The organism is uncultured Thiodictyon sp., from assembly GCF_903946935.1.
In the GTDB taxonomy this organism is placed as follows: domain Bacteria; phylum Pseudomonadota; class Gammaproteobacteria; order Chromatiales; family Chromatiaceae; genus Thiodictyon.
Genome location: NZ_CAJAXH010000064.1, coordinates 1 through 8,227, shown reverse-complemented (window position 1 = coordinate 8,227; position 8,227 = coordinate 1). Strand labels below are relative to the sequence as shown.

The 8,227-nt window shown below is 64.5% G+C and carries 8 protein-coding genes and 3 pseudogenes; 3 read left to right on the top strand and 8 right to left on the bottom strand.

Features of this window, described 5'->3' with window-relative positions; genetic code table 11:
• Positions 1 to 212 precede the first annotated feature (212 nt).
• The 3 genes and pseudogenes from QZX93_RS05890 to QZX93_RS27290 all read right to left on the bottom strand — a co-directional run.
• Entirely contained in the window at positions 213 to 437 is a 225-nt protein-coding gene (locus QZX93_RS05890) for a hypothetical protein (protein ID WP_295393464.1), read from the bottom strand.
• Positions 438 to 575: 138 nt separating this feature from the next.
• A pseudogene (locus tag QZX93_RS05885) lies at positions 576 to 1,492 on the bottom strand (N-6 DNA methylase); the annotation flags it as partial.
• A gap of 44 nt (positions 1,493 to 1,536) precedes the next feature.
• Positions 1,537 to 1,626, bottom strand: a pseudogene (locus tag QZX93_RS27290) (type I restriction-modification system subunit M N-terminal domain-containing protein); the annotation flags it as partial.
• A 248-nt stretch (positions 1,627 to 1,874) separates the two neighbouring features.
• On the opposite strand from QZX93_RS27290, the gene QZX93_RS05880 reads away from it, so the two are divergent.
• The 3 genes from QZX93_RS05880 to QZX93_RS05870 all read left to right on the top strand — a co-directional run bounded on the left by QZX93_RS05880 (position 1,875) and on the right by QZX93_RS05870 (position 5,005).
• Positions 1,875 to 2,888, top strand: coding sequence for a TIGR01212 family radical SAM protein (locus QZX93_RS05880; protein WP_295393461.1), 1,014 nt, complete (start codon positions 1,875 to 1,877; stop codon positions 2,886 to 2,888).
• 65 nt (positions 2,889 to 2,953) lie between these two features.
• Complete coding sequence (locus tag QZX93_RS05875; protein WP_295393459.1) at positions 2,954 to 3,949, top strand: peptidase U32 family protein; 996 nt, start codon at positions 2,954 to 2,956, stop codon at positions 3,947 to 3,949.
• Positions 3,950 to 4,069: 120 nt separating this feature from the next.
• The gene (locus QZX93_RS05870) at positions 4,070 to 5,005 is read left to right on the top strand and encodes a U32 family peptidase (protein ID WP_295393457.1); all 936 of its coding nucleotides are present in this window, start codon (positions 4,070 to 4,072) and stop codon (positions 5,003 to 5,005) included.
• A 164-nt stretch (positions 5,006 to 5,169) separates the two neighbouring features.
• Here QZX93_RS05870 and QZX93_RS05865 read toward each other — a convergent pair whose 3' ends face one another.
• From QZX93_RS05865 to QZX93_RS05845, 5 genes and pseudogenes are all read right to left on the bottom strand, one after another.
• Positions 5,170 to 5,367 carry a hypothetical protein gene (locus QZX93_RS05865; protein WP_295393456.1) on the bottom strand — a complete coding sequence of 66 codons (198 nt, stop codon included), beginning with the start codon at positions 5,365 to 5,367 and terminating at the stop codon, positions 5,170 to 5,172.
• 249 nt (positions 5,368 to 5,616) lie between these two features.
• Positions 5,617 to 5,745, bottom strand: a pseudogene (locus QZX93_RS05860) (thioredoxin family protein); the annotation flags it as partial.
• Positions 5,745 to 6,122 carry a hypothetical protein gene (locus tag QZX93_RS05855; RefSeq protein ID WP_295393454.1) on the bottom strand — a complete coding sequence of 126 codons (378 nt, stop codon included), beginning with the start codon at positions 6,120 to 6,122 and terminating at the stop codon, positions 5,745 to 5,747. The pseudogene QZX93_RS05860 and the gene QZX93_RS05855, both read right to left, overlap by 1 nt.
• A complete protein-coding gene (locus QZX93_RS05850; RefSeq protein WP_295393452.1) occupies positions 6,109 to 6,771 on the bottom strand; it encodes a glutathione S-transferase family protein in 663 nt (220 codons plus the stop codon). The genes QZX93_RS05855 and QZX93_RS05850 overlap by 14 nt, the downstream gene beginning before the upstream one ends.
• Positions 6,772 to 7,770: 999 nt before the next feature.
• Positions 7,771 to 7,953: a hypothetical protein gene (locus QZX93_RS05845; protein ID WP_295393450.1), complete on the bottom strand. Its 183-nt coding sequence runs from the start codon at positions 7,951 to 7,953 to the stop codon at positions 7,771 to 7,773.
• Between the last annotated feature and the right edge of the window lie 274 nt (positions 7,954 to 8,227).

Genomic DNA, 8,227 nt, shown 5'->3' with positions numbered 1-8,227 from the left:
TCCGACATCCAACTCGGCTTCATGATCCACCTCGGATAATTTGCTTAACTCTTGCATAAATTATAGACAGTCAACGGAAAAAAAATAAAAAAAATTTATTATAATTCAATTTGTCCAGATGCCATATTATTCTGCTATACCTTGATACCAGCGTTGCACACCGGGGTTGGTTCTTTGCCTTTTCTGAAGCTCCGACCAGACGTTAGTGTCGATCAGATACCCCATTCGGTTTCCTCCCGGCCAAAGTCGCGTGGGCGGGTCAAGTCTTCTTCGGTCAGCCCCTCGGTGACGCTTGCGAACAGACTCTTGAGGTCCGCGTCGGGTTCGCGGGGAGTTTCCCAGAGCAGCAAGACACGCAAGGGGATGCCGTCCGGGATGCCTTCCGGTAGCCGAATGGTGTGTCGGTCCGGTATGGCTTCAAACTCGATTGCTTGCATGGCGGTAAGCTCCTAATTTTGTTGGCATCCGGATTGCCCCTGGTCCACAGGCTCCGGCACCGCGTAGTCCTCCTGGCCGCTGGAGCGGCCAAGACTGCATTCCCACGCGGAGCGCGGGAACGAGATGAGCAGCTTACCCTATGCCGTCAATCCATCGATCATGGTCTTGATCCGATCCGTGACTCGCTTGAGGTCGGCGTCGATGGCGGACAGTGGCCGCGGCGGCTCGAACACATAAAAATGCCGGTTAAACGGGATCTCATAGCCGATCTTGGTCTTGTCATGGTCGATCCAGGCATCCGGGGCATGGGGCAGGACCTCACGCTTGAAGTAGTCGGTCACGTCCTGGGCCAATGGCACGTTCTCGGTGTCGCGCAGTTTCGGGTCAGGCTGGGGCTTGCCCTTGGCCTTGCCCTTCTGGCCGAGCACCGGTTGACCGGCAGCGTCCCGCAGTGGCCGCTCCACGGTAATGGTGCGGTAGCCGAAGACCTCGTTCCTGAAGATGCGCGAGATCGGCGTGACCCGGACCTTGCCGCCCTGGGGCACGGCCGGGTCGGGCTCGCCGGCCAGCAGGACCTGGCGACTCACCTCCTTGCCGGTGGTGTCGGTCAGGATGGCGAGTCGCGCCTCGGCGAAGTCGCCGAAGAGCCGGGTGACGGTGGCGATGTGCTCCTCGGGCATCTCCTTGCGCTTGCTCCCCAGGCTTTTGCGCATCTTCTGCCAGAAGCTGACGGCGTCGATGAGCTGGACCTGGCCGCGGCGGTGCTCGGGCTTGCGGTTGGAGAGTATCCAGACATAGGTGCTGATGCCGGTGTTGTAGAACATATCCGTGGGCAGGCCGACGATGGCCTCCACCAGGTCGTTCTCCAGGCAGTAGCGGCGAATCTCGCTCTCACCGGAGCCGGCACCGCCGGTGAAGAGCGGCGAGCCGTTGAGCACGATGCCGATGCGGCTGCCGCCGTGCGCATCTTGGAGATGAGGTGCAGCAGGAACAGCAGCGACCCGTCCGAGACCCGCGGCAGGCCGGGGCCGAAGCGCCCGTTGTAGCCTTGGTGTCCTCCAGCACGCAGTCCAGGCGCCGCAGGACGGTGAAGGGCAGGATGATGCGGCCATAGTCGGATTGCTTGAAGTCGCCGCGCAGCAGATCCGCCACGGACCAGATGAAGGATGAAAGGGCCTGTTGATTCATGGGGTCCGGGTTACTTGCGTCATGATGTCATAGGATGCCACAGAACGCCCTAGGTTATCTGCTTCCCGTCGTGCGGGGCGGCGCGTGCCCCTGGGGCCATCACCTAAGGGCTCCGGCTCGCTGTCTATTTTGGGACGCTCGCTTGGCCCGATCGGTGGGAGGGCAACCCCATCGGGGGCGCGCCCTTTATCCTGATTTGTCACTGACCTGGCTTGCGGCTTGCCCGGCGGGATGTTAATTTCCCGTCGATGTACCCAGCCTCCCTGATCGCCCCCCCGACTCCCACACCGACGCAGCGCGAATCGACGCAGCGCGATCTGGGCGCGCGCGTCAACACACTCGGCCAGGACCTGCTGCGCCGCTATGGTCAGCGGGTACACAAGCTCGCGATCAACGCCGGCTTCACCTGCCCCAATCGGGACGGCACCAAGGGCCGCGGCGGCTGCACCTTCTGCAATAACCAGTCGTTCAGCCCCAACGCCGAGGAACCGCCCAGCGTCACCAAGCAGATTGCCGCGGGCCGGGCGGTCCTGGCGCGGCGCACCGGGGCGCGGCGCTTTATCGCCTATTTCCAGGCCTATACCAATACTTACGATCGTATCGAGCGCCTGCGTGCGCGCTACGACGAGGCCCTGGCTCTGCCGGACGTGGTCGGGCTGTCCATCGGCACCCGACCGGACTGTGTGCCCGAGTCGGTACTGGACCTGCTGGCCGGCTACCGCGCGCAGGGCAAGGAGGTGTGGTTGGAGTTGGGTTTGCAGTCGGCGAACGACGCCACGCTCGCGCGGGTCAATCGCGGCCATGGCTTCGCCGAGTTCCGCACGGCCACCCGCGCCGCCCACCGCCGGGGGCTCAAGGTCTGCGCCCACCTGATCATCGGACTGCCGGGCGAGGGTCGGGAGGCGGCACTGTGGAGTCTGGAGCAGGTCCTTGACCTGGGCGTGGAGGGACTCAAGATCCACCCATTGCACATCGTGCGCCACACCCACCTGGCCCTGGAGTGGCAACGCGGGGAGTATGTGCCCCTGCAACTGGATGACTATGCAGGCATCTGTGCCGATATCGTCGAGCAAACCCCGCCGTCGGCGGTCTTCCACCGCCTGACCGGGACCGCTCCCAAGTCGATCCTGCTGGCACCGGACTGGTGCGCCTGCAAATGGGCCGTCTTGAATCGGATCGAGGCGGAACTCTACCGCCGCGGCACCCGTCAGGGTACCCATTGCGACGGTGCCGCCCTGCCCGAGTTCGCGCGCATCGCCTGACCGATAAACCCGTTGGACGACCTCATCGAACCCCCTATAACGCAACCCGCTACCGGAGCCCGCCCATGGAACTCGTTTGCCCCGCCGGCAACCTGCCGTCCCTCAAGGCCGCCGTGGACAACGGCGCCGATGCCGTCTATCTCGGCTTTCGGGATGACACCAATGCCCGCCACTTCGCGGGCCTTAACTTTGGCGATAAGCAGATCGAGGAGGGTCTGCGCTACGCCCGCGACCGCAAGGTCCGGGTCTTCGTCGCCGTGAATACCTTTGCCCAGCCCAAGGGGTGGCAGCGCTGGAGCGCCGCGGTGGATCGCGCGGCGGACCTGGGTGTGGACGCATTGATCCTCGCGGACATGGGGGTGCTCGACTATGCGGCGCAGCGTCACCCCGAACTCAAGCTACACCTCTCGGTGCAAGGCTCGGCCACCAACCCGGCGGCGATCCGCTTCATGCAGCGCCACTTCAATATCCGCCGGGTGGTGGTGCCGCGGGTCCTGTCCATCGCCCAGGTCGCGCATGTCATCAAAGAGAGCGAGGTGCCGGTGGAGATCTTCGGCTTCGGCAGCCTGTGCGTCATGGTGGAGGGGCGCTGCCTGCTGTCCTCCTATGCCACCGGCCAGTCGCCCAATACCTTCGGCGCCTGCTCCCCTGCCGCCCACGTGGAATGGCGCGACACGGCCGCCGGCCAGGAGACCCGCTTGGGCGGTGTGCTGATCGAGCGGCGCGGGCTTGACGAGCCCGCCGGCTATCCGACCATCTGCAAGGGCCGCTATGAGGTCGACGGCGATATCCGCTATGCCATCGAGCAACCCACCAGCCTCAACACCCTGGACCTGCTGCCGGAGATCATGGCCGCCGGGGTTGCCGCCATCAAGCTCGAAGGGCGCCAGCGCAGCACCCGCTATGTCTCGGACGTCACCCGGGTATGGCGCGAGGCGATCGACTCCTGTCAGCGCAACCCGGCCGCCTTCCGCCCCAAGGCCGACTGGATGGCCACCCTGGCGAAGGTCTCCGAGGGGACCCAGACCACCATCGGACCCTATGAGCGGACCTGGCACTAGGGATTATTCCCCCCTCGTGACACCGCTCGGCGGTGTCACGCCTGTAACATTGGCGCTCCGCGGCCGGAACGGATGCCCCCGCCAGCCAGCCATCACACGCATCCCACATCGAGAGAAGCCATGCCTTCGGACGTTTCACTAGCCACCGACCAGCGCCCCCGGCTGTCGCTGGGACCGATCCTCTATTACTGGTCACGCGAGCAGGTCCTGGACTTCTATGCGGAGATCCTGGAGACCCCGGTGGAGGTCGTCTATCTGGGTGAGACCATCTGCTCCAAGCGTCGCCTGATGCGCCCCGAGGACTGGTGGGAACTGGCCGAGCGCGTGGCCGCCAGCGGCCGGGAGCCGGTGATCTCCACCCTGGCCCTGATCGAATCCGAGGGTGAGCTCAAGGTCTTGGAGCGCCAGTGTGCCGATCGGCGCTTCCTCATCGAGGCCAACGACCTCGCCGCACTGGACTTCCTGGAGGGGCGGCCGTTCGTCGTCGGCACCTCCATCAATCTCTACAACCAGCGCACCCTGAGCTTCCTGGCCGCCCGCGGTCTCAAGCGCTGGGTGCTGCCAGTCGAACTGGGGCGCGAAACGGCCACTGACCTCATCCGCACCCGCCCCGCCGGGGTCGAGTGCGAGGTCTTCGCCTTCGGGCGCTTGCCGCTCGCCTACTCCGCCCGCTGCTTCACCGCCTTCAACAACGGGCAGGGCAAGGACAACTGCGAGTTCCGCTGTAACGAACACCCGGACGGACTCCTGATCAGCACCCAGGAAAACCAGCCTTTCCTGGCACTCAACGGCATCCAGACCCAATCCGCCGCCACCCACAACCTGCTCCCGGTCTTGGGCGAACTGGGCCAGCTCGGGGTCGATCTGGTCCGGGTGAGTCCCCAGTCGCAGCATACCGCCACCGTGGTACGCACCTTCGCCGCCTGTCTCAAGGGTGAGCTGGCGACCGCCGAAGGCCAGGCCACCCTGCGCGGCCTGGTCCCGAACGGGCTGGTGGACGGCTACTGGAGCGGCGCGGCCGGGATGGTCGAGACCGACAAGACGGCGCGGGCCTAGTAGGACGCTCCACCTTGTCGGTCTCATTCCCACGCTCCGCGTGGGAATCCATCCCGCGAAGCTCCGCGTCCCGGGGACCGCCCGAGCCCCCTGCTACCGGACCCAGAGCGTCGGCGGCGGCATGCCCATGCCGAGCGTGGGAACCAGGGATGCCCAGAGCGCAATCAGGCCTTGACCCAGTCGGCGTAGGCGCCGGTGTTCTTCTCCTCACCGTCGGTATAGCCGGACTCGTAGGCCTCGGTCAGGCGCTGCTCCTCGCGCTTGGGATTTTGCAGGAAGCCGCACTGCCAGCCCTGGATATATTCGTCGTCGACCCCCGCCTGCTCCATCTGGGTCACGGCGTCGTAGTAGAACCGATTCATTATGCAGTCTCCGCGCGTTGGTAAGGTGGGAAATAAGAATACAACGATGTTCTTATTAACTACAAGCCGCGAACGCCAGATCCGCCGATCACAGGAGGCCCTAACGCGTCAACCCAGACCGAGGAATTCCACCACAAAGACACGAATCATACAATCATTTCAATGTGTTCTGTCAAAATAGCGGGGCACGGACCAGAGGAGTCGCCGCCCCGGCCCAGCACCCCGCGCAGCGGCTGTCGCCAGCCGGCGCTAGCCGAGCCAGCCCTCGATCTGTTGGCGGTTCGGTACACCGCCCGCGTGGACCACGGTTCCGTCGATCACGACCCCCGGGGTGGACATCACCCCATAGTGCGCAATCTCTGCCATCTCCTGCACCTTCAGTCATCCCCGCCTGGCTGGCACGGATACAGCCGTGCCAGGATGACCGGGATGACCTGATCGATGGCGGCTGAACGCTCAGGAACCCGGCGCAGTTCGGCGACCACCTTATTCATCGTGGTCGTGGTGGACTCGGCCGGTGGGATGCACCAGCGGTAGATTTCAGACCCGACTTGCCCCGGCTTACACCCGCAGGGGACGGCGAACCATTCGCAAGTAGCCGCATCGACGCCCTTATTGCCATGGGCGGCGCCGCGCGCGCAGGAGTCCAGGAGTTGAGCCACCGTGGGGCCGCCCGCCATGGTGGGGCCGGGGCTGGCCAGGACACTCAACAGGGTCAGCGACACCCCAGCCCAGCGGCGTTCAATCGCGTTCATTGGCGGCATCTGTCCGGGCCAGCTCCGCGGCCCGCTCCGCCGCCGGGTCCACCATGACCTGATAATCCGGCAGTTGGGCAAAGCGGGCGAGCCAGGCGCGGATATTGGGATAGGGCTCCAGCGACACGCCGGACTCGGGGGCCAAATAGACATAGGGGTAACAGGCAATATCGGCGATGGTCGCACAGTCCCCCACCAGCCACTCCCGGCCGGCCAGACGATCCTCCAGCGCCGCCAACCCGGTCTTGCCCTCGGCCTGGCACTGGGCGAGATCAAAGGGGCGCCGGAACCGCAAGGCGGAGCGGGCGCGCGCCAAGCCGAACAGGAGCTCGTTCTCGGCCACGGCGAGCCACTGCATCACCTCGGCCTCGCCGAACGGGTCCGCCGGCAGCCAGGGGCCGCAGGCGCGCTCCGGGTCGCCATAACGCCGCGCCAGATAGACCAGGATCGCCTGGGAGTCCCAGAGGCGCAGGTCGCCATCGAGCAGGACCGGAATCTGGCCGCGTGGGTTCAGTTGGCGAAAGGCCTCGGTCTGGGTCTCGCCACGGCTGCTGTCGACCCGCACCCGCTCGCAGTGCAGCCCGAGCATGGCGAGCAACAGCCGAATCTTGTAGCAATTGCCGGAGAGTTCGTAATCGTAGAGACGCATCGGACGGATTCCGGGTCCGGTCTATCGACCGAACCGCTGACTGCGGGATGCCACCGATTTGGTATCGGCGCACAAAAGAAAAAGGCCGCTCATTGAGCGGCCTTTTTACGATTTGGAGCGGGAAACGAGACTCGAACTCGCGACCCCAACCTTGGCAAGGGGATTCCTACACGTAACGGCGCTGCACAACACGGCGATAAGCGGAAAGCTTAACACTGAGGCGCACGGCGCGCCACTGAAAAGCACAACCTAGATTAAGCGCCTGACGTGTGTACAGGGCGGCGAAGGGCACGCGGCGTTTCCCGGGAAACGGCGGGAAACCGAACCGGTCAGCGGTTCCGCCCAACACCCCGCGCCACGGGGCAGACTGGCCCGGTTGGTGGCGTCGTCGGATCGTTCAGCCTTGGGACCTGGCTACCCTTGAGGCAAAGTGCATCAAACTCGCCCATGCGCCGCTTGCTGATAAGCCCAGCGCAGCGCAACCCGCGCGCGGTGTCATGCATCTCCTCGAGAATTCGGCTCTTCGGTTTCATCAGCGAAGGATACCGACGGGGGCAACCGATTGCACTCGGGCAGGACCTGCGCCGGCATGGCCTCGGGGGCGTCGCCAGTGTGTCAGGGGCGACCCTTGGGGATGAACCATCCAGAGGTTCAGCACGACGGCAACGCGGAACCCAGCCAGAATTGTTTGGAGTAAAAATAGCCTCCAACCCCCTCGATTCAATCAATTCAAAAACTTGCCCCCTCACAAGCCCCTCGCAGGTGCGCAACCCACTCGCAAACTCCGGCCGCGGCAGGATCGGCACCGGCAGGGCCGCGGGACTGTCACCCGGTGGTCAGGTTCTTGCCTAAGGTCGTTTCCCGTTGCTGAAACGATAAAGCCCCGTACACATCAGACCGTGCCCGGTCGATTGATCGCTATTACCTATCAGGCATGTTTTTTGCGTTTATTGTTAATCATATTTTTACGATTTTTAAGCACTTCTTATGCCTATCGTCCTAGCCTATCGTACGTCGGGCGTGTATGGGGACGCTGGCCAGGATGTGCCGACCCGGGGGCATCGCCCGGACCTCGATCCCGACCGCGGTGCAGCTCCACCCGGGCGCCAGTGCCGGGGCCTTGAGGGTGCCGACCTCGATCATCGGCGCCAGTGGCCAGGTGCAGCCGGTGCCCATCGCCATGGGTACAGCTCCAGGAGGTGCAGCCGGTGCCGATCCTGGAAGGCGACCGCCAGTCAGTGCCGGCGGAACCTCGATCCGGTTCGGCGCAACGTCCCGGCCACGGGGACGGCTGGCCCCTTCGCTCCCGGCCGGCTCGCCCGTGCCCCCGTCCTGTGCCGCGGTGTGCGTCGCCTCTCGCGCCGTTTCAGGTAAGAACTCGGCAAACCCCTTCGATCCCTTCGGACTCTTTCGGATCAATGACGTGCAAGGGCATAACCCCTTCGCAACCCCTTCG